This is a genomic window from Streptomyces sp. bgisy130, from assembly GCF_057708345.1.
Genome location: NZ_JBYISA010000029.1, coordinates 66336 through 89732, shown reverse-complemented (window position 1 = coordinate 89732; position 23397 = coordinate 66336). Strand labels below are relative to the sequence as shown.

Sequence of the window (23397 nt, the reverse complement as noted above, 5' to 3'; positions counted from 1 at the left end):
GCACGCCGTGTCCACGGTCACCGCCGGGCCCTCAAGGCCAAACGTGTACGACACCCGGCCCGACACCACACTCGCCGCATTACCCGTACCGATATAACCCCCCGAATCCTCCTCACCCGACGCCACCAACAACCCCGCATAATCCTGACCATTCGTCCCCGCAAACACCCCCGTCCGGGACCCCCGAAGCGACCCCGGAACAATCCCCGCCCGCTCAAACGCCTCCCACGACACCTCCAACAACAACCGCTGCTGCGGATCCATCGCCACCGCCTCACGCGGCGAAATCCCAAAAAACCCAGGATCGAACTCATCAACCCCCGGCAAAAACCCACCCTCACGAGTCGACACCCTCCCCGGCACACCCGGCTCCGGGTCATACAACCCCTCAACATCCCAACCACGATCCACCGGGAACGGCACCACACCATCCCCACCCTCAGCCAGCAACCCCCACAACTCCTCCGGCGACCCCACCCCACCCGGGAACCGACAACTCATCGCCACAATCGCCACCGGCTCGTCATACTCCCCCTGCCCCGCCGACACGACAGCCGGCACCACCACAGACCCGTCGTCAGCAGTCGTGCCGGACAACTCGGCGAGCAGGAAGTCCGCGAGCACCGCGCAGGTCGGGTAGTCGAAGACGAGGGTGGCGGGCAGCCGCAGTCCGGTGGCCGCATTCAGCTGGTTCCGCAATTCCACAGCGGTGAGTGAGTCGACGCCGAGCCCCCGGAAATCGCGTGTGGGCTCGACCTGCTCGGGCCCCGGGTGACCAAGGACCAGCGCCGCTTGAGCACGGACCAACTCCAAGAGCACTTCCTGCCGCTCATCCTGCGACAAAGAGGAAAGCCGGGACCGCAAGACATCCGACGGATCCTTTTCAGCCGAAGAGGAAACAGCCGCACGCCGAGAACCTCCCCCCAGAAGACCTCGCAACAAAGGAGGAACAGCATCCGCAGAATGCTGCCCCCGCAACATCGCATGATTCAACTGAACCGGAACAACCACAGGAACCGCGGTACGCCGAGCGGCATCGAACGCCTCCACACCCCGCCCCACAGTGAAAGGCACAATCCCGCCGCGCGCCATACGCTGCAAGTCACCTTCGCTCAAATCACCCGTCATACCCGCGTCCGGAGACCACGCCCCCCACGCCAAGGACTTCGTCGCCAAACCAGACCCACTACGCCGGCACGCAAAAGCATCCACAAACGCATTCGCCGCCGCATAATTGGCCTGCCCGGCGCTGCCAAACGTCCCCGCCACCGACGAGAACACCACAAACTCCGCCAGATCCTCACCCCGAGTCAGCTCGTCCAGGAACATCAGCGCATCCACCTTCGGCGCCAGCACCCGGTCCAGCCTCTCCGACGACAGCGAGGACACCACACCGTCATCCAGCACACCGGCCGCATGCACCACCGCGGTCAGCGGGTGCTCCCGCGACACCGAGCCCAACAACCCACGCAACGCCTCACGATCGGCAACATCGCAGGCAGCGACAGTGACCTCAGCGCCCAGTGCCGCCAGTTCTTCACACAGCGCCTCGGCGCCCGGGGCCTGGAGCCCACGGCGGCTGACCAACAGCAGACGGCGCACCCCCTGCTCGGCCACCAGATGCCGCGCCACCAGCGCACCCAGACCACCCGTACCACCCGTGACCAGGACCGTCCCCTCCAAGTCGAGGGGAACCGGCATCGTCAGCACCACCTTGCCCACATGCCGGGCCTGACTCAGATACCGGAACGCCTCCGGAGCCTTGCGCACATCCCACGCCGTCACCGGCAACGGCTCCAGCACACCCCGCTCGAACAGGTCGAGGAGCACGGCCAGCATCTCCCCGATCCGCTCAGGACCGGCCTCCCACAGATCGAACGCCTGGTAACGCACACCCTCGTGCTCCACGGCCACCCGCGCCGGCTCACGGACATCGGTCTTGCCCATCTCCAGGAACCGCCCGCCCCGCGGCAGCAACCGCAGCGAGGCATCCACGAACTCCCGCGCCAGGGAATCCAGCACCACATCCACACCCCGGCCGGCCGTCTCCGCCAGGAAGGACCGCTCAAAGTCCAGGTCGCGGGACGAGGCGAGATGGGCCTCGTCCAGCCCCGCGCTCCGCAGGGTCTCCCACTTCCCCGGACTCGCGGTACCGAACACCTCCGCACCCAGATGCCGCGCCAACTGCACCGCGGCCATCCCCACACCACCCGCGGCGGCATGCACCAGCACCGACTCGCCCGCCTGGAGCTCCCCCAGGTCCACCAACGCGTAATACGCCGTCAAAAACACCACCGGAACCGACGCCGCCTGCGCGAACGACCACCCCTCCGGAATCCGGATCACCATGCGCTCATCAGCCACCGCCACCGGACCAAAGGCACCCGGGAACAACCCCATCACCCGATCCCCCGGAGCAAAACCGACCACACCCGGACCGGTCTCCGTGACCACCCCCGCGCCCTCAAGGCCCAATGATCCCGGGTCACCCGGATACGTCCCGAGGACGTTCAGCACATCGCGGAAGTTCACCCCGGCGGACCGCACCGCGATACGTACCTGGCCGGCACCCAATTCATTATTCGCCTCGGGGCGCTTCACCAGGCGCAAGCTCTCCAACCCGTGCTCGTCGGGGTTGTCGAGACACCACGCGTCGTGCGACCGGTCCGGCATCGGCAGTTCGTCCCGCCGGATGTTCGAACTCAGCCTCGGCAGATAGGCCGTACCCGTCCTCAGGGCGAGTTCGAGTTCTCCGGTGGCAAGGGCGGTCGGCAGTGCCGCCAGCGAGGCTTTTGTCCCGTCCACGTCCACGAGGACGAATCGATCCGGGTGTTCTACGCGTGCGGCTCGGACGAGTCCCCAGACCATGGCCTGCGCGGGTTCTGGCTGTGGCAACTCCGCCGGGACGGCGTTCCGCGTCACCACCACGAGTCGTGCGGCGGAGTAGCGCTCGGAGTCCGTCCATTGCTGTATGCAGGACAGCGCCCGATACGTTGCGGCCCGTGCGGCCGCAGGAGTTCCGGCGGATTCTTCAGTGGCTTCATCGAGCCGCAGCACGATGTACGGGGGAATGTCTTCGACCGGTGCAGCGCCGAGGTCATTGAGATCAGCGAGCTCAACGGCGTCCGCGGTCGTCTCGGGCGCCGGAATCCAGTCGACCCTGTGCAGCGCGTCGGCGTGGGTGGTGCCCTGCCAGGCACGGTTGAACATCTCAGCGGACATTGGCCGGCGGGTGAGGGAATCGATTTCCGCCACCGGCTGTCCGACAGCATCCGCCAGCTTCAGCGAAAGGCCGCCGTCCGTAGACGCTGAAATGCATGCCCGGAGCACGGTGGCTCCTGAGGCGTACAGCTTCACGCCCTGCCAGGAAAGCGGCAGCTGTGCGAGTACGGAATTCCCGTCCGCTCCGAGCTCCGGCGCATGAAGGACGGTGTCCAGCAACGCGGGGTGCAGGCCGAATGACGATGCCTCGGTAGCTTCGGGGAGCTCCACCGTGGCGAAGAGATCGGCCTCACGCCGCCATACGGCTCGCAGGCCGCGAAAGGCAGGACCATATTCGACCCCGGCGTCGGCGAACGCCTGGTACAGGCCGTCCACGGGGACAGGCTGCGCTCCTTCCGGGGGCCAGACGGCAAAATCGAAAGTTTCCCGGTGACCGGCCGCTCCGAGCAGACCCGTGGCGTGCCGGATCCAGGCTCCTTCCGCGACACCGGTGCTCCCGATGCGGCAGGAGTGGATGGTGAGTGCGCGGGCGCCGTGGAGGTCCGGCTCCTGAATGCGCATTTGCAGCTGGACGGTTTCATGCGCCGGGAGCACCAGGGGGGCTTCGATGGCCAGCGACTCGATGTGGTCGCAACCGGCCTGGTCCGCAGCGCGGAGCGCGAGTTCCAGGAAGGCCGTGCCGGGCACGAGGGTTGTCCCGTCGATGACATGGTCCCCCAGCCACGGGTGCTGCTGCACGGAGAGCCGGCCGGTGAAGACGACGGAGTGGGAATCGGCGAGCGTCATGGTGGCCGCGAGCAGTGGGTGCTCGGCGGCTTGCAGTCCGGCCGATCCGAGGTTTGTGGCGTCGGTGTGGGCGAGCTCGAGCCAGTAACGCTGGTGCTGGAAGGCGTAGGTCGGCAGATCGACGTGGCGGGCGCTGGTGTCGGCGAAGAGTGTGGCCCACTGGACTGGGACACCGTGGGCGTAGGCGTGGCCGAGAGCGGTCAGGAGGCCGGTCGCCGCGGGCCGGTCCTTGCGCAGGGCGGGCACGAGGAGGTGGTCGGATCCGGTCAGGCAGTCCTGTGCCATGGCGGTCAAGGTGCCGTCCGGCCCGATCTCCAGGAACCGGGTGACCTCGTGCTCCTCCAACCACCGGATACCGTCGGCGAAACGGACAGCCTCGCGGACATGCCGCACCCAGTAATCGGGGGACGTGAGATCCTCCGCCGTAGCGAGAGCACCGGTCACATTCGAGACCACCGGGATACGCGGCTCCGCATACACCACGCTCTCCGCCACCGCCCGGAAATCATCCAGCATCGGCTCCATCAACGGCGAGTGGAAGGCATGACTCACCCGCAGCCGCTTCACCTTCCGGCCCTCGGACTCGAAACGCCCGGCGACCTCCGCGACCGCGGACTCCTCACCGGCTATCACGACCGACTTCGGGCCGTTCACCGCGGCGATGCTCACCCGCTGTTCATGGCCTTCCAGCAGCGGCAGTACCTCGTTCTCGGCGGCTTGGAGGGAGACCATCGCGCCACCCGCCGGCAACGCCTGCATCAACCGACCACGCGCCGCCACCAGACGACACGCATCCTCCAGCGACAAAACGCCCGCCACATGTGCAGCTACCAACTCACCGATGGAATGGCCCACCAGGTAGTCGGGCCGGACACCGAACGACTCCACCAACCGGAACAACGCCACCTCAACGGCGAACAACGCCGGTTGGGTATATCCCGTCTGATTCAGCACCTCGCCATCGGCATCCTCGCCGAACACCACACCCCGCAGCGGCAACTCCAACTCACCATCGAAGTACGCACAGACCGCATCAAAAGCATCCGCGAAAACCGGGAAGGTGTCGTACAACTCCCGGCCCATTCCAAGACGCTGCGCACCCTGCCCCGTGAACAGGAAGGCAAGGGCGCCTGCGGATGTGGCCATGCCCTGGGGCATGTTCCCCTGCGGTTCGCCCCGGCCGAGCGCATTCAAGCCGTCCAGCAGCGTTTCCCGGTCCTCGCCGAGCACGACGGCGCGGTGTTCGAAGGTCGATCGGGTGGTGGCGAGCGACCGTCCCACATCCCGCAGGCCCAGTTCGGGCCGGGCGTTCATGTGCGCCGACAACCGCTCGGCCTGCGACCTCAGTGCCGCCTCGCTACGTCCGGACAGTACCCAGGGCACCAGGGCCGGTCCGGATGCCCGGGAGGGTGCATCCTGCGGTTCGTCCACCGGGGGCTGTTCGATCACCACATGTGCGTTGGTGCCACTCACACCGAATGACGACACACCTGCCCGGCGGGGCCGGTCGCCCGCCGGCCACGCCACGTCCTCGGCCAGCAGCCGTACGCTGCCCGCCGACCAGTCCACATGCGATGACGGCTCATCCGCGTACAACGTCCTTGGCAGAACGCCGTGTTGGAGGGCCAGCACCATCTTGATGACTCCGGCCACGCCGGCCGCCACTTGGGTGTGACCGATGTTCGACTTCACCGAACCCAGCCACAACGGCCGGTCCTCGTCGCGGTCCTGACCGTACGTCGCCATCAGGGCCTGCGCCTCGATCGGGTCGCCGAGCGACGTACCGGTGCCATGCCCCTCGACCGCATCCACGTCCGAGGCCGAAAGACCCGCGCCGGCCAGCGCCTGTCGGATCACCCGCTGCTGGGAGGGGCCATTCGGCGCGGTCAGACCGTTTGACGCACCGTCCTGGTTCACCGCACTGCCACGCACCACGGCCAGTACCCGGTGGCCGTTCCGGCGGGCATCCGAGAGTCGCTCCACCACGAGGACGCCGGCGCCCTCACCCCAACTGGTGCCGTCCGCGGCCTCCGCGAACGCCTTGCAGCGAGCGTCCGCGGCGAGGCCGCGCTGCCTGCTGAACGCGATGAATGCCCCCGGAGTCGACATCACGGTGACACCACCGGCCAGGGCGAGGTCGCAGTCGCCCGAGCGCAGGGACTGGACCGCCAGGTGCAAGGAGACCAGCGAGGACGAGCACGCCGTGTCCACGGTCACCGCAGGGCCCTCAAGACCCAGCGCATACGCTACGCGGCCCGAGACCACAGCACCGGAGCTTCCGGTGAGCAGGTGGCCCTGGAGGTCGTCGGGCATTTCGCCGGCGCCCGACCCGTAGCCCTGGTAGCCGCAGCCCACGAAGAGACCGCTGCGGCTGCCTCGTAGTGACAGCGGAGCGATTCCGGCCTGTTCGACGGCCTCCCAGGAGACCTCCAGCAACATCCGCTGCTGGGGGTCCATGGCCAGGGCTTCGCGTGGTGAGATGCCGAAGAAGCCGGGGTCGAAATCGCCGGCGCTCCGGACGAAACCGCCCTCGTTTACGTAACTGGTCCCCGGACGGACGTAGTTGGGGTCATAGACGGCATCGATGTTCCAGCCACGGTCCTCGGGGAAGGGCGTAATGGCGTCGCCGCCGTCGACGATCAGCTTCCAGAGGTCGTCGGGTGACCGTACGTCTCCGGGGTAGCGGCAGCCCATTCCCACAATGGCGATCGGCTCCCCGTCTTCCTGTACGGGGTACGCGAGTGCGGCCGTGTGCTGTTCCCCGAGGTCTCCCAGCAGTTCGGCCCGCAGATGACGCGCGAGTGCCAGCGGCGTCGGGTGGTCGAAGGCGAGCGTCGGGGACATCGGCAGGGCAACCGTCGCGGACAAGGTGTTGCGCAGGTCGACCGCGGTGAGGGAATCGACGCCGAGTTCCTGGAAAGTCCGTGCGGCGTCGACGGATTCGGGGCCCGGGTAGCCCAGCACGGTGGCGGTGGTCTGCCGCACCAGGCGGAGCAGGTGATGTTCCTGTTCAGCCGGGGTACGCAGCGCTGCGAGGAGGCTGCGGACGCCCTCGGTCCCGGTGTCCTGGCCGGAGTTCCGGGCGGCGGCTTCGGGCAGCTTGCTGAAGAGCGCGCTGCGGCCCGCGGGGAACAGGGCCCAGTCGATATCGGCGATGACGAGGTGTGTGTCGTCGTGGTGGAGTGCCTGGTGCAAGGCGACGAGCGCGGTTTCCGGCTCCATGGGCGGCAGGCCCGACCGGCTGAGTTTGGCGCGCAGGGTGGGGTCGGCGGCCATCCCCTCGTGCGCCCAGGGGCCCCAGGCGATGCTGGTCGCCGGCAGACCCTCGCCGCGCCGGTGCTGGGCAAGTGCGTCCAGGTACGCGTTGGCCGCCGCGTAGTTCGCCTGGCCGGCTGCTCCAAGAGCGCCGGCGATGGAGGAGAACAGCACAAACGCGGTCAGGTCGTGTGCGCGGGTCAGCTCGTGGAGGTTGGCCGCGGCCTCGGTCTTGGGGCGGAGCACGGTGGCGAACCGCTCGGCGTCCATGCCGGCCAGCGTGCCGTCGTCGAGGACGCCTGCCGTGTGGAAGACGCTGGTCAGCGGCTGGTCTTCGGGGACGGAGGCGAGAAGCTGTGCCAGTGCGCCGCGGTCTGCGGGGTCGCAGGCGGCGAGCGTGACCCGGGTGCCGTGGGCGGCGAGCTCGGCGACGAGGTCCTGGGCTCCTGGTGCGTCGGGGCCCCGCCTGCTGACGAGCAGCAGATGTTCGGCGCCGTCGTGGGCCAGTTGGCGGGCGAGGGCGGAGCCGATGGTGCCGGTGCCGCCGGTGATCAGCGTGGTGCCGGACGGGGCCCAGGCGGGCCCGCGGGACTGTTCGGGGCGGGCGGGCCGGATCAGCCTGCGGGCGAACAGGCCGGAGGCACGGATGGCGAACTCATTGCCGTTCTCGCTGTCGTGGCCAGGGGCGTTGAGCACCGCACACAGTCGGTCCAGGGCGCGGCCGTCGAGATGTTCCGGCAGGTCGACGAGGCCGGTCCAGTGGTCGGGGTGTTCGATGGCCGCGGTTCGGCCGAGGCCCCAGAGGGCGGCCTGCGAAGGGGTGCTGAGCCGGTCGGAGCGGCCGGTGCTGACGGCGCCCCGGGTTGCGGTCCACAGCCGGACGGGGGCGTCGGCGCGGAGGAGCGCCTGGAGGAGCGCAGCGGTCAGGACGAGGGCGGCGGGGGCGTCGGGGTGGTGGGGGTCGCGGGCGGTGCCGAGGCCGAGGAGGGAGAGGACGTTGATCTCGTCCGGTTCGCGGTCCCGGTCGCGGGTCTCCTCGATCCGTTGCGCGATGTGGTCGGGTCCGGCGTCCGGCGACAGGCTCACGGTCGTGACGGTCGTGCCGTGTCCGGCCAGCGCGGTGGTGAGGGCGTCGGCGACGGGCTGATGGTGCTCCGGGTCCGTGGTGGGGACGACGAGCAGCCAGTGGGCCGGTGCGGTCGTGGCGGGGCGGGGGGTGACCGGGTCCCACTGCTCTGCGTAGCGCCAGGTCCGGGCGGTGGAGTGCTGTTGCTGGTCGCGGTGGAATGCCGCGAGTGCGGGGACGACCGGTTCGAGGAGGGAGTGGTCAAGGCGGAGGCTGTCGGCGAGTTCCGGCACGTTCTGCCGCTCGACGGCGGTCCAGAAAGCGGAGTCGGCCGGCCGGCTGTCGGGGGCATCCTCGGGTGCCGTGGCGTTGAGCCAGTAGCGGGTGCGTTGAAAGGCGTAGGTGGGCAGGTCGACGCGGTGCGCGCCGGGCAGCAGGGCGGCCCAGTCGAGGGGGGCACCGGCGGCGTGGAGCCTGCCGATCGCGGTGAGCAGGCTTGCGGCCTCGGGGGTGTCCTTGCGGAGGAGGGGTGTCAGCAGCCGGTCGCCGTCGGGCAGACAGGCCGCGGCCATCGCGGTCAGGGTGCCGTCGGGGCCGAGCTCGACGAGCCGGGTGACGTTGCGCTCGGCGAGGGCACCTACGCCGTCGGCGAAGCGTACGCTCTGGCGGGCGTGGCGCACCCAGTAGTCGGGGCTGCAGAGTTCGTGGGGCGTGGCGAGGCGGCCGGTGACATTGGAGACGAGGGGGATCTGCGGCTGCTGGTAGGTCAGGTCGCGGGCCGTGGCCCGCAGCTCTTCCAGCATGGGCTCCATGAGCGGCGAGTGGAAGGCGTGGCTGACCCGCAGTCGGGAGACCTTGCGCCGCAGGTCTCGGAAGTGGTCGGCGATGAGGTCCACGGTTGCTTCGTCACCTGCGATGACGGTGGTTTCGGGGCCGTTGACCGCCGCGATGCCCACTCGGTCACCGGTGTCGGCCAGCAGCGGCAGCACCTCGGCTTCGGCTGCCTGGAGGGAGACCATGGCGCCGCCGGGCGGGAGGGACTGCATCAGCCGTCCGCGGGCCGCCACCAGTCGGCAGGCGTCCTGAAGGGACAGCACCGCGGCGGTGTGCGCGGCCGCGAGTTCACCGATCGAGTGGCCCATCATGAAGTCGGGCTTGACGCCCCACGAGGTGAGGAGCCGGAAGAGGGCCACTTCGAAGGCGAAGAGCGCAGGCTGGGTGTGCGCTGTTTGGTCCAGCGCAGCCGCGTCGTCGCCGAAGACGCTGGCGCGCAGCGGCCGGTCGAGCTCCCTGTCGAGGTGCTCGCAGACGGTGTCGAAGGCGTCCCTGAAGGCGGGGAACGCCTCGTACAGCTCACGGCCCATGCCAAGGCGCTGTGCGCCCTGGCCGGTGAACAGGAACGCGGTCTTGCCGCGTACGGGTGAGCCGGTCACCGCCTCTGCGGCGACCGGGCCATCCTCGGCCAGTGCGGTCAGCCGGCTCCGCAGCTCGGCCAGGTCCGTGCCGAGCAGCACCGCGCGGTGTTCGAAGGCCGACCGGCTGGTGGCGAGCGAGTAGGCCAGATCGTGCGGGTCCAGGTCGGTGTGGGTGTCCAGGTGCGACAGCAGCCGGCCGGCTTGTGCCCGCAGCGCGTCCTCGCTGCGGGCGGAGAGCACCCACGGGATGTGCGGGAGGCGTGCTGGGGCGTCGTGGGAGGCGGCGGCTTCGGTGGCCTGTTCGCGGTGGTCCGGTGCCTGTTCGTGGTCGTCCGGTGCCTGTTCGCGGTGGTCCGGGACCTGTTCCAGGATGGTGTGGGCGTTGGTGCCGCTGATGCTGAACGAGGAGACGGCGGCGCGGCGCGGCCGGGCGACGTCCGGCCAGGCGACGGGCTCGGTCAGCAGCCGGACATTGCCCGCCGACCAGTCCACGTGGGTGGAAGGCTGGGTGGTGTGCAGGCTTTGCGGCAGGACGCCATGCCGCAGGGCGAGCACCATCTTGATCACGCCGGCCACGCCTGCGGCCGCCTGGGTGTGCCCGATGTTGGACTTCACCGAACCCAGCCACAACGGCCGGTCGGCCGGGCGGTCCTGGCCGTAGGTGGCGAGCAGCGCCTGTGCCTCGATCGGGTCGCCCAGCGTCGTACCAGTGCCATGTGCCTCGACGGCGTCCACGTCGGCGGCGGACAGCCCGGCGCCGGTGAGCGCAGAACGGATCACACGTTGTTGTGCGGGCCCGTTGGGGGCGGTGAGGCCATTGGACGCGCCGTCCTGGTTGAGGGCGCTGCCACGTACCAGGGCCAGCACGGGATGGCCGTTGCGCCGGGCGTCGGAGAGCCGTTCGACGAGCAGCATCCCGGCGCCTTCGCCCCAGCCCGTTCCGTCGGCGTCGTCGGAGAACGGCTTGCACCGGCCGTCGCGGGCGAGTCCGCCCTGCCGGCCGAACTCGACGAAGGCGGCGGGGGTGGACATGATCGCGACGCCGCCCGCAAGGGCGAGATCGCATTCGCCGGCCCGGAGGGACTGAGCGGCGAGGTGCAGGGTGACCAGCGAGGAGGAGCAGGCGGTGTCCACGGTGACGGCGGGGCCTTCGAGGCCCAGAACGTAGGCGACCCGGCCCGAGACGACGCTGCCCGTGGTGCCGGTGAGGATGTGCCCTTCGGCGCCCTCGGGGATGTTGCCGCGCAGACCGGAGCCGTACTCCTGATTGCTGCATCCGGCGAAGACCGCTGTCCTGCTGCCGCGCAGCGTCTTCGGGTCGATCCCCGCCCTCTCCAGTGCCTCCCAGGACACCTCCAGGAGCAGCCGCTGCTGCGGGTCGGTGGCCAGTGCCTCGCGGGGGCTCATCCCGAAGAACTGCGGATCGAATTCATCGGCGGTGTGGACGAAGCCGCCGCGGGTGGTCGCCACATCGAGTGCGCTCGGGTCCCAGCCCCGGTCGGCGGGGAACTCCGACAGTGCATCGACGCCCCCGGCAAGCAGCTGCCAGTACTCCTCGGGTGTCTGCACACCTCCGGGGAAGCGACAGCTCATGGCGACGATGGCGAGGGGTTCACCCGCTGCATCGACCAGCTGCTGGTTCTGTTTGCGCAGCCGGTCGTTCTCCCGCAGCGAGGCCCGGAGGGCTTCGACGATCTGATCCGCGGACATGGCCATTGGTCAGCTCTCCATCATTCCGGCTTCGTCAGGTGTGGCTTCGTCGGCGGTGCTCAGCCGTCGGCTGCGCCGAAGGCGAGGCGCACCAGGTCGTCGACTTCCATGCTTTCGATGGCGTCGGGGGCGGCGTCGGCCCCGAGCTCGCGGTCCGCGTGCGCGGTCACCGGCTCCGCCAGTGCCAGCAGAGCATCAAGGAGCCCGGCCGCCCGCAGGCGTTCGAGGGGGATGGCGGCCAGTGCCTGCCGTACCCCTGCTTCGTCCTCGGGGGTGGGGGCTTCCCCCACGGGCGGGCCGGGGGCGAGTGTCGTGCAGAGGTGTTCGGCGAGGGCCAGCGGCGTGGGGTGGTCGAAGACGAGGGTGGCGGGCAGCAGGGCTCCGGTCGCGGTGCCGAGCCGGTTGCGCAGCTCCACCGCGGTCAGCGAGTCGAAGCCGAGGTCCTTGAAGGACTGCTGGTCACCGACCTCGGCCGCGGAGGCGTGGCCGAGTACGGCGGCGACCTGGGTGCACACCACGTCGAGCAGGGCATGGTGTGCCTCGTCGCGGTTCAGTGTGGCGAGCGTACGGGCCAGTGTCTCGGCGGGGCCCGTTCCGGCCGGTGCCGCCGGGTCCTCGGCCGCCGTCCGGCGGGGCGCGGTCGGCAGGAGTCCGCTCAGCAGCGGCGGGACGGGCCCGCCCGAGGCCAGGGCACTGGGATCGACCAGCATCGGCAGCAGGGCTGCCTCGGGCCGGCCGAGTGCCGCGTCGTAGAGGGCGAGTCCGCGGTCGGGGGGCAGGGCGGGCAGTCCCGCGCGTGCCATGCGTTGCCGATCGGCTTCCGTGAGTCCGCTGGTCATGCCCGTCGTCCGGGACCACGGTCCCCAGGCGAGCGAGGTGGCGGGCAGCCCGGCGGCCCTGCGCTCGGCGGCGAAGGTATCGCAGAAGGCGTTGGCGGCGGCGTAGTTGGCCTGACCGGGAGCGCCGAACACGCCGGCGGTCGAGGAGAAGATGAGGAACGCCGCCAGGTCCTCATCGCGGGTGAGTTCGTGCAGATGGGCCGTCGCGTCGGTCTTGGGGCGCAGGACCGCGCGGAGCCGCTGCGGGGTGAGCGAGGTGACGACGGTGTCGTCGAGTACGCCTGCGGTGTGCACGACGGCGGTGAGGGGGTGTTGCTTCGGTACCGAGTCCAGCAGGCCGCGCAGGGCCTCTCGGTCGGCGGTGTCACAGGCGGCGACGGTGACCTCGGCGCCGAGAGCCGCCAGTTCCTCCCGCAGCGCCTCGGCGCCCGGGGCCTGGGGCCCGCGGCGGCTGGCCAACAAGAGGTGACGCACTCCGTGCTCGGCCACCAGATGCCGCGCCACCAGCGCGCCCAGACCACCCGTACCACCCGTGACCAGGACCGTCCCCTCCAAGTCGAGGGGAACCGGCATCGTCAGCACCACCTTGCCCACATGCCGGGCCTGACTCAGGAACCGGAACGCCTCCGGAGCCTTGCGCACATCCCACGCCGTCACCGGCAACGGCTCCAGCACACCGCCGTCGAACAGCTCACGGACCTGCGCAAACATCTCCCTGATCCGGTCGGGTCCCGCCTCGATCAGATCGAACGCCTGGTACTGCACACCCTCGTGCGCGGCAGCCACCTGTGCGGGTTCACGGATATCGGTCTTGCCCATCTCCAGGAACCGCCCGCCCCGCGGCAGCAACCGCAGCGAGGCATCCACGAACTCCCGCGCCAGGGAATCCAGCACCACATCCACACCCCGGCCGGCGGTCTCCGCCAGGAACGCCCCCTCGAAATCCAGATCACGCGACGACGCGATATGCGCATCGTCCAGACCCAGCCTGCGCAGGGTCTCCCACTTCCCCGGGCTCGCGGTGCCGAACACCTCCGCACCCAGATGCCGCGCCAACTGCACCGCGGCCATCCCCACACCACCCGCGGCGGAATGCACCAGCACCGACTCGCCCGCCTGGAGCTCCCCCAGCTCCACCAACGCGTAATACGCCGTCAAAAACACCACCGGAACCGACGCCGCCTGCGCGAACGACCACCCCTCCGGAATCCGGATCACCATGCGCTCATCAGCCACCGCCACCGGACCAAAGGCACCCGGGAACAACCCCATCACCCGATCCCCCGGAGCAAAACCGACCACACCCGGACCGGTCTCCGTGACCACCCCCGCGCCCTCAAGGCCGAAGGCTCCCGCGTCGCCGGGGTACATGCCGAGGACGTTGAGCACATCGCGGAAGTTCACCCCGGCGGCCCGCACCGCGATGCGCACTTCGCCTGGTTCCAGCGGCCGCGCGGCAGCGTCGTGGGGCAGCAGGGCGAGGTGATCGAGAGTGCCCTTGCCGGTCATGCCGAGGCGCCAGCAGGTGCCGTCGACCGGCTCGCGCAACGCGGTGCCGGCCTGGACCGGGGCGGCCTTCGGCAGGTGCACGGTGCCCCCGCGGAGGGCGAATTGGGGCTCGTTCGTGGCCAGTGCCACGGGTAGCGCGGCGTACGAGGTGTCCTGGCCGTCGAGGTCGGCGAGGACGAACCGGCCGGGGTGCTCGGACTGTGCCGAGCGCACCAGGCCCCAGATCGGGGCGGCCGCCGCAGCGTGGCGGGTGGTGCCGGGGGCATCGACCGCTCCCCGGGTGACGAAAGCGAGCCGGGCCTCGGCGGGTGCTTCCGCCAGCCAGGTCTGGATCAGTGCCAGTGCGCCGGTCGCCGCCTCGTGCGGGTCGGCGGCCGGGAGTTCCACGAGGACGGTGCCGCAGGCCTCTTGGAGGTCGGCGGGGCTGGTCAGCCGGGCGAGGGGCAGGCCCGCTTCGTCCAGGCCGGCGGCGAGGTGAGCACTGTCCAGAACGAGGAGGCGGGCCGGCTCCTCGGGGGGTGTCGTGGGCACGGGGGCCACGGGCCAGTCGAGGTGGTAGAGGGGGCCGGAGGGCCGGGCGGAGAGCGCTGTCAGGTCGGTGGAGATCTCGCGCAGCGTCAGCGCCTCGATGTCGGCGACGGGCCGGCCGTCGGCGTCGGCAAGGGTGAGGGACACGGTGTCGGGTGCGGGCAGGTCGAGGCGGACCCGCAGCCGCGTCGCCCCGGTGGCGTGGATCTGCACTCCGCGCCAGGAAAAGGGCAGTCGTCCGCTCTCGGTGTCCCCCGTCGGAAGGTATGCGGTCGCGTGGAGGGCGGCGTCGAGCAGTGCCGGGTGCAGTGCGAAGCGGTCCGCGTCCTGGTGTGCCATCCGGGGCAGGATCACTTCGGCGTGTACCTGGTCGCCGTCGCGCCAGGCGGCATGCAGTCCTTGGAAGAGCGGTCCGTAGCCGAACCCGCCCGCGCTCAACTGCTCATAGATGTCTTCGACCGGCAGCGGCTCGGAGCCGGGCGGCGGCCATGCCGACGGGGCCGGTGCCGTGGGCTCCGCGTGGGCGGCGGTGAGGGTTCCGGTGGCGTGCAGCGTCCAAGACTCTCCGGGAGCCGGGTCGGCACGGCGCGCATGGACGGTGAACGGCCGGTGGCCCTGCCCGTCCTCGGCAGCGAGGGCCGCCTGAAGGTCCAGCGCATCCTGCTCGGGCAGGATCAGCGGGCTGACCAAGGTCAGGTCCCCGACGCGGGGGCAGCCGGCCCGGTCGCCCGCCAGAAGTGCGAGTTCGAGCAAGGCCGTGCCGGGGACGACGACTGTGCCCGCGAGGGTGTGGTCGGCGAGCCACGGCTGGTCGCGTACCGAGAGTCGGCCAGTGAACAGATGGCTGCCGTCGGCGAGTTCGACGGCCGCGCTCAGCAGCGGGTGGCCGGCCGGGCTGATTCCCACGGTGGCGGGAGTGCGGGGAGTCGGCCAGTAACGCTGCCGCTGGAAGGGGTAGGTGGGCAGGTCGGTGACGGCCGTGCGGCCAGGGCGGGCGTTGGCTACGGCGGACCAGTCGAGGTCCGCGCCGTGGACATGGGCGCGGGCGAGGCCGTCCAGCAGCGAGCGGGACTCCGACGTCCGGTGGCGGAGCAGCGGGATGACTGCCGTGCCGGTGGAGTCGGGGGGCAGACAGCCGGCTGCCATGGCCGAGAGGGTGCCGTCGGGGCCGAGTTCGACATAGCGCTGTACGCCCTGCCCGGCGAGTCCGCGGACGCTGTCATGGAACCGGACGGCCTGCCGGACCTGCCGCACCCAGTAGTCGGGGCACGGCAGTTCGGTGGCGACCTCGCCGGTCAGGTTGGACACCACGGGGATGCGCGGCTCGTGGTAGGTGAGCGCCTCGGCGGCCGTGCGGAACGCGGCGAGCATCGGGGCCATGTGCGGTGAGTGGAATGCATGGCTGACCCGGAGCTGCTTGGTCCTGCGGCCGTCGGCGGCGAGCCGTTCGGCGATCCGGGTCACCGCGGGACGGTCGCCGGAGATCACGACGGAGTCGGGGCCGTTGACGGCGGCGATGCATACGTGCCGGCCGAGCCCGTCGAGCAGCGCCAGCACCTCGGCCTCCGTCGCCTGGAGCGCGACCATGGCACCGGTCTCCGGGAGCTCCTGCATGAGCCGGCCGCGGGCGGCGACCAGGGCACCGGCGTCGGGCAGGGAGAACACCCCGGCGATATGCGCGGCGGTCACCTCGCCGATGGAATGGCCCAGCAGGTAGTCGGCGCGCAGGCCGGTGCTTTCGGCCAGGCGGTGGAGGGCGGTCTCCATGGCGAAGAGTGCGGGCTGGGTGTACTCCGTCCGGTGGAGCAGACCGTCGGTGTCGTGGAACATGACGTCGCGCAGCGGTCGGTCGAGAGCGTCGGCGAAGTGCTCGCAGACCTCGTCGAGGGCGCGGGCGAACACCGGGAAGCCCTCGTACAACTCCCTTCCCATTCCGACTCGTTGTGCGCCCTGCCCGCTGAACAGGAAGGCGGTGCGCGCGCCGGGACGGACCACGCCGTGGGCGGCTCCGGTTGCCGGCTCCTCGCTGGAGGCCAGTCCGCCCAGGGCGGACAGCAGGGTGGCGCGGTCGGTGCCGTGGGCGACCGCGCGGTGCTCGAAGGAGGCGCGGGTGGTGGCCAGTGCGTGGCCGACGGCTGCGACGGGCAGTTCTTCGTGGCTTTCGGCGTGTGTGCGCAGGGCCGTGGCGAGGGCGCGGAGTGCCTCGGGGCTGCGGGCGGACAGCGGCCATACGACGGGCAGCGGGGTGGCGTCGGCGGCCTCCGGTGTGTCCGCCTGCGCGCCGTCCACCGGCCCGGCGGGCTCGGCCGGTTCCGGGGTGGCCTGTTCGAGGATGAGGTGCGCGTTGGTGCCGCTGAAGCCGAAGGAGGAGACCCCGGCCCTGCGGAGGCGCCCGTGGTCGGGCCACGTGAGGGGTTCGTCCAGCAGTTCCACGGCGCCTTCGGCCCAGTCCACGTGGGACGAGGGCGCATCGAGGTGCAGCGTCCGCGGCAGCAGGCCATGGCGCATGGCCAGCACCATTTTGATCACTCCGGCCACGCCGGACGCGGCCTGGGTGTGCCCGATGTTGGACTTCACCGATCCGAGCCGGAGCGGCCGGTCCGCGGGGCGGTCCCGGCCGTAGGTGGCGAGGAGGGCCTGTGCCTCGATCGGGTCGCCGAGGGTGGTGCCGGTGCCATGTGCTTCGACGGCGTCGATCTCACCGGCCGTGAGCCGGGCGTCGGCGAGCGCCGCCCTGATCACCCGTTGCTGGGAGGGGCCGTTGGGCGCCGTGAGGCCGTTGCTCGCGCCGTCGGAGTTGATGGCGCTGCCGCGGACGACGGCCAGTACCGGGTGCCCGTTGCGCCGGGCGTCGGACAGCCGCTCGACCAGCAGCATGCCGGCACCCTCGCCCCAGCCGGTGCCATCGGCACCGTCGGCGAACGCCTTGCAGCGGCCGTCGGCGGACAGTCCGCGCTGGCGGCTGAACTCCAGGAACGCGGCAGGGGTCGACATCACCGTGACACCGCCCGCCAGGGCGAGCGAGCACTCCCCCGACTGGAGGGCGCGTACGGCCCAGTGCAGGGCGACGAGGGAGGAGGAGCATGCCGTGTCGACGGTGACGGCCGGGCCTTCGAGACCGAAGGAGTAGGCGATCCGGCCGGAGACCACGCTCGCCGCGTTGCCCGTTCCGAGGTATCCGCCCACGGCTTCGGCGGCGTTGCCCAGGACGGTGGTGTAGTCCTGCCCGTTGGTGCCGGCGTAGACGCCCGTACGGCTGCCGCGCAGGGACAGCGGGTCGATGCCGGCCCGCTCGAACGCCTCCCAGCAGACCTCCAGCAGGATCCGCTGCTGTGGGTCCATGGCCAGGGCCTCGCGGGGCGAGACACCGAAGAATCCGGCGTCGAAGCGGTCGACTTCGGTGAGGAAGCCGCCCCGGCGGGTGTAGGTCGTTCCCTCGTGTTCCGGGTCGGGGTCGTACAGTGCCGCGGTGTCCCAGCCACGGTCCTCGGGGAACTCCCCGGTGGCATCGCCGCCGGCGGCCAGGAACTCCCAGAATGCGTCCGGTGTCCGGATGCCGCCCGGGAAGCGGCAGCTCATCGCCACGATGGCGACGGGCTCACCGGCTGTCGTGGTGTCGGACCCGGGACCCTGCAACTCCTGACCGGTGCCGAGGAGTTCCGCCAGAAGGTGCTGCGCGACGGCCGAGGGTGTGGGGTGGTCGAAGACCAGGGTGGCCGGCAACCGGAGTCCGGTCCGGCGGCCGAGCGCATGGCGCAGTTCGAGGGCGGTCAGGGAGTCCAGGCCAAGGTCCTCGAAGGCCCGGTCGGCGTCGACCCGGCCCGCCGAGCTGTGGCCGAGGACGGCGGCGATCTCGGTGCGTACGAGGTCGAGAACCTGGGCGTGGCGCTCTTCCGGAGCCAGGGCGGCCAGTGCCTGGGCCGCCGAGACCCCGGCGCCCGTGCCCGGTCCGCGCGCGGGGGCCGCGGTCCGCTTGGCGGGGCGGCCGGCGAGTTCCCGGAGCAGGGGGGCAACCGTAGGGCCGCTCCTGCGGATCGCGGCGACATCGAGCGGCACCGGGATGGGTACCGCCCGGTCCTGCGACAGACAGCGGTCGAAGAGGGCGAGTGCCGCCTCGGTGGACAGCGCACCGACGCCGGCCCGGTCCATCCGCCGCCGGTCCGTCTCGTCCAGGCGGGCACTCATCTCGCTGCGCTCCGCCCACATTCCCCAGCCGAGGGCGAGGGCCGGGCGGCCCTCGGCGCGGCGGCGGTGGGTGAGCGCTTCCAGGAAGGCATTGCCGGCGGCGTAGTTGCCCTGGCCGGGACCGCCGAAGGTGGCGGCTGCCGAGGAGAACAGGACGAAGGCCGACAGATCGAGGTCCCGGGTGAGCCGGTCGAGGTTGACCGCGGCATCGGCCTTGGGGCGCAGGACGGTGGCCATCCGCTCGGGGGTGAGGGAGGAGATCACCCCGTCGTCGAGCACACCCGCGGCGTGCACGACTGCCCCCAGGGGGTGTGCTTCGGGAAGGGTGGCCAGCAGGTCGGCCAGGGCCCCGCGATCGGCGACGTCGCAGGCGGCGAGGGTCACCCGGGCGCCGAGCTCCCGGAGCTCCGCGGCCAGCTGTAGGGCGCCGGGCGCGTCCGCGCCGCGTCGGCCGACCAGCAGCAGATGCCGTACACCGTGTCCGGTCACCAGGTGTCGGGTCACGGCGGCGCCCACGGTCCCGGTGGCTCCGGTCACCAGAACGGTGCGGAAGGCATCGAAACGGGCTGCGGCTGTGGGGGGCTCGGTGGCCCGGGAGGGCTGGGGAAGCCGGGTCAGACGAGGGGCCAGGAGGCGCGCGGCGCGGACGGCGAGCTGTGTCTCCCCGGTCCCCACGGCCGCGCTGACCGCTGCAATGAGCAGGGCGTCGGAGTCGGCATCGGCATCGGCATCGGCATCGGCATCGGCATCGGCGCCATCGTCGGTGTCCACAAGCAGGAAACGGTCGGGGTTCTCCGACTGCGCCGAGCGCACCAGGCCCCATACCGCGGCGGCGGGCAGGTCCGTGACGGTCTCGTCCGGGGAGGTGGCGACGGCGCCCCGGGTGAGGAAGACCAGGCGTGCGTCGGCGAGGCCCGGCCGGCCGAGCCAGGTCTGGAGCAGTGCCAGGGCGTTCCCGGCCCAGACATGGGCGGTCTCGGCCGGTTCGCCGGTCTCCGCGGTCCGCCAGGGGACGACGACGAGGTCGGGGACGTCGGCGCCCTGTTCGACGGCCGTGGCGAGCGCGTCCAGTTCGCTGGGGAGCGGGAGTGCTTCCGCGTCGGTCCCGGGACTGTCCTCGCCGAGGACAACGACCCGATGGGGCAGCTGCTGAGGGGCGGGCGGCCGCAGTTCGGTCCATTCGACGGTGAAGAGATCGTCGCGGCCGGAGGGTATCTGGGGCAGTGCGACCTCGGCGGCGGGCACCGGGGTGACGGAGCCGAACGAGGCGACAGGCTCGCCGAGTTCGTCGGTGAGGTGGATGTCCAGGCCGCCGTCGTCCGCGGGAGTGAGGCGGGCACGCACCGACTCCGCGGCCGCCGCGTGCAGCACACAGTCGCGCCAGGACACGGCGACGGCGTCGGGGTGCCCCGCGGCAGGGAGCGCCTGGAGCACCGCGTCGAGCAGCGCCGGGTGCAGGGCGAACCGGGCTGCGTCACCGCGATACTCCTCGGGCAGCACGGCCTCGGCGAACACCGTGTCACCGTGCCGCCATACGCCGACCGGCCCGTCGGACGGCTGACCGTGCGGTGGCGCGTCGCCTTCCCGCGCCGGGTGCCCCGTGTCCGGGTCCACGGTCCGGGCGCCGGCGGGGGGCCAGACCCGGAGGTCGTGGCCGGGCCGCTGCGGCGGCTGTGGGCTGAGCACACCGTGGGCGTGCCGGGTCCACGGCGTCTCTTCGTCCGGCCGGTCGGCGGGGCGGGAGTGCACCGTGAGGGTTCGCTGTCCGTCCGTTTCCCCGGCGGCGCCGAGTACCACCTGGAGGTCGACGGCGGACTGCTCGGGCAGGACGAGGGGGGTGTCCACCCTGAGTTCGGCGAGGTGCTCACAGCCGGCGACCGCGCCGAGGTGCAGGGCGAGGTCGAGGAAGGCGCTCGTGGGGAGCTGGACGAGGCCGTCGGCCGCCCGGTCGGCGAGCCAGGGGTGTGTGGAGGGGGTGAGGCGTCCGGTGGAGACGACGGCGCTGCGGTCCGCCAGCGTGATGGCCGTCGGAAGCAGGGGGTGTTCGCCCTTGCGGTGCGCGGCGGCCGCCTCAGGGGCCAGCCAGTAGCGCTCGCGTTGAAAGGCGTAGGTGGGCAGGTCGACTCGGTCAGCGACAGGGAAGAGCCGGTCCCAGTCGGGGCTCGCGCCGCGGGTGTGCAGTGCGCTCAGGGCAGTGAGGACGCTGTGGGTTTCGGCCCGCTCCTTGCGCAGGGCGGGTACGAGAAGGTGGCCGGTGTCCGCGTCGAGACAGCCCTGGGCCAGGGCGGTGAGGGTGGCGTCGGGGCCGAGTTCGAGGAAGCGGGTGACGCCGCGCTGCTCCAGTGCCCGGATGCCGTCCGCGAACCGTACGGCCTCGCGGACGTGCCGCACCCAGTAATCGGCGGTCCCCAGCTCGGTGGCCGGCTCCCCGGTCACGTTCGAGATGACCGGGAGGCTTGGCTGATGGAACGTCACACCTTCTGCAACGGACCGGAATTCGTCGAGCATGGGGGCCATCAGCGGGGAGTGGAAGGCATGGCTGACCCGGAGTCGTTTCGCCTTGCCACCCTGCTGCTCGAAGTGCCGGACGATCCGGGCGAGGGCGTCCTCGTCGCCGGCCACGACCGTCGTCCGGGGCCCGTTGACGGCGGCGATGCCCAGCCGTTCGCCGGCGTCGGCCAGCAGCGGCAGTACCTCGGCCTCGGCGGCCCGGAGGGAGAACATCGCGCCGTCGGCCGGCAGCGCCTGCATCAGACGTCCCCGGGCGGCCACGAGCCGGCAGGCGTCCGGGAGCGAGAGAACTCCGGCGGCGTGCGCGGCGGCCAGCTCCCCGATGGAGTGGCCGAGCAGGAAATCGGGCACGAGGCCCCAGGATTCGACGAGCCGGAAGAGTGCCACCTCGAAGGCGAACAGGGCGGGCTGGGTGAATTCCGTCCGGTCCAGCGCCGCTGCGTCCTGGCCGAAGACGATGTCCCCGAGCGGCTGTGGCAGCTCCGGGTCGAGACGGTCAGAGATCTCGTCGAAGACCTCCGCGAAGACGGGGAACGCCTCGTGCAGGTCACGGCCCATCCCGAGTCGCTGGGCTCCCTGGCCCGCGAAGAGGAACGCCGTCCTGCCGCGGTCGGCCGTTCCCCGGACGGCTGCGGTGTCGTCGCCCTGCGCGAACCGGGCGAGTCGCCCTAGCAGTTCCTCGCGGTTCTCGCCCAGCACCACCGCGCGTTCCTCGAAGGCGGTACGGGTGGTCGCCAGCGAAGCACCGATCTCCACGGTGCCGACGGTCTCCGGCAACTCACCCGCGTGGGAGAGCAGTTGATGCGCCTGGGCCCTGAGGGCCGGTTCGCTGCGGGCCGAGAGCACCCAGGGCACCACCGGAAGCGGCACACCGGGCCGCGGCGCCTGGTCAGGATGCTCCCCGGGCCGTTCGGGCTCCGCCGCGTCGGTGCCGGGGGCCTGCGGCTCCGTTCCGGCGGGCGGGGCCTGTTCGAGCACGGCGTGGGCGTTGGTCCCGCTGACCCCGAAGGCCGAGACCCCGGCGCGCCGCGGCCGGCCGGTGTCCGGCCAGTCCACGGCGCCGGTGAGCAGCCGGACCTCGCCTTCGCTCCAGTCGACGTGGGTGGAGGGCCGCTCGGCGTGCAGGGTGCGGGGCAGCACACCGTGCTGCATCGCCTGCACCATCTTGATGACTCCGGCGACACCGGCCGCGGCCTGGGTGTGGCCGATGTTGGATTTGACCGTGCCGAGCCACAGCGGGTGGCCGGCTTCCCGTTCCTGGCCGTAGGTGGCCAGCAGCGCCTGCGCCTCGATGGGGTCGCCGAGGGTGGTGCCGGTGCCGTGTGCCTCCACGGCGTCCACGTCGGACGCGGTCAGCCCTGCGGCGGTGAGCGCCGCGCGGATGACGCGCTGCTGGGAGGGTCCGTTGGGGGCCGTCAGTCCGCTGCTCGCGCCGTCCTGGTTCACCGCGGTGCCCCGTACGAGTCCGAGGATGCGACGGGCGTTGCGGCGGGCGTCGGAGAGCCGTTCGAGCAGGAGCAGGCCGGTGCCCTCGCCCCAGCCCGTGCCGTCGGAGTCGTCGGAGAAGGCCTTGCAGCGGCCGTCGGCGGACAGCCCGCGCTGACGGCTGAACTCCAGGAAGGTGACGGGGGTGGACATCACCGTCACACCGCCGGCGAGGGCGAGGGAGCACTCCCCCTGGCGCAGCGCGTTGCAGGCCAGATGCAGAGCGACCAGTGAGGAGGAGCAGGCGGTGTCGACGGTCACCGCCGGGCCTTCGAGGCCGAAGGTGTAGGCGATCCGACCGGAGGCGATGCTGGCGGCGCTGCCGTTGCCCAGGTGTCCTTCGAGGCCGGCGGGCGGCTCGGTGAACCGCGAGCCGTAGTCGTTGTACATGACGCCGGTGAAGACCCCGGTGGGGCTGCCCTTGAGCATCTGCCGCCGCAGACCTGCGCGTTCGAACGCCTCCCAGGACGTTTCGAGGAGCAGGCGCTGCTGCGGGTCGGTCGCCAGCGCCTCGCGGGGCGACATGGCGAAGAAGTCCGGGTCGAAGTCGGCGGCGTCGTGGAGGAAGCCGCCTTCCCGCGTGTAGCAGGTGCCGGGGTGGGCGGGGTCCGGGTGGTAGAGGGAGTCCACCTGCCAGCCGCGGTCCTCCGGGAACGGCGAGATGCCGTCGGTGCCGTCGGCGACCAGCTGCCACAGGTCTTCCGGCGAACGCACTCCGCCGGGGTAGCGGCAGCTCATGGCCACGATCGCGATGGGTTCGCGTTCGCGGGCCTCCATCTCCCGCAGACGCTTGCCGGTGCGGTGGAGATCCGCTGTCACCCGTTTCAGATAGTCGCGGAGCTTTCCCTCGCTCACAGTTCAGCTCCCTTCCCCGGGCCGCTCGGCG

The 23397-nt window shown here is 71.3% G+C and carries 2 protein-coding genes; both read right to left on the bottom strand.

Features of this window, described 5'->3' with window-relative positions; genetic code table 11:
• On the bottom strand, positions 1 to 11454 hold an 11454-nt coding region (locus tag AC3EUV_RS28910), incomplete at its 3' end, for a type I polyketide synthase (RefSeq protein WP_488187986.1).
• A 59-nt stretch (positions 11455 to 11513) separates the two neighbouring features.
• Positions 11514 to 23366, bottom strand: a complete 11853-nt coding sequence (locus AC3EUV_RS28905; RefSeq protein WP_435604211.1) for an SDR family NAD(P)-dependent oxidoreductase — start codon at positions 23364 to 23366, stop codon at positions 11514 to 11516.
• Positions 23367 to 23397: the final 31 nt, after the last annotated feature.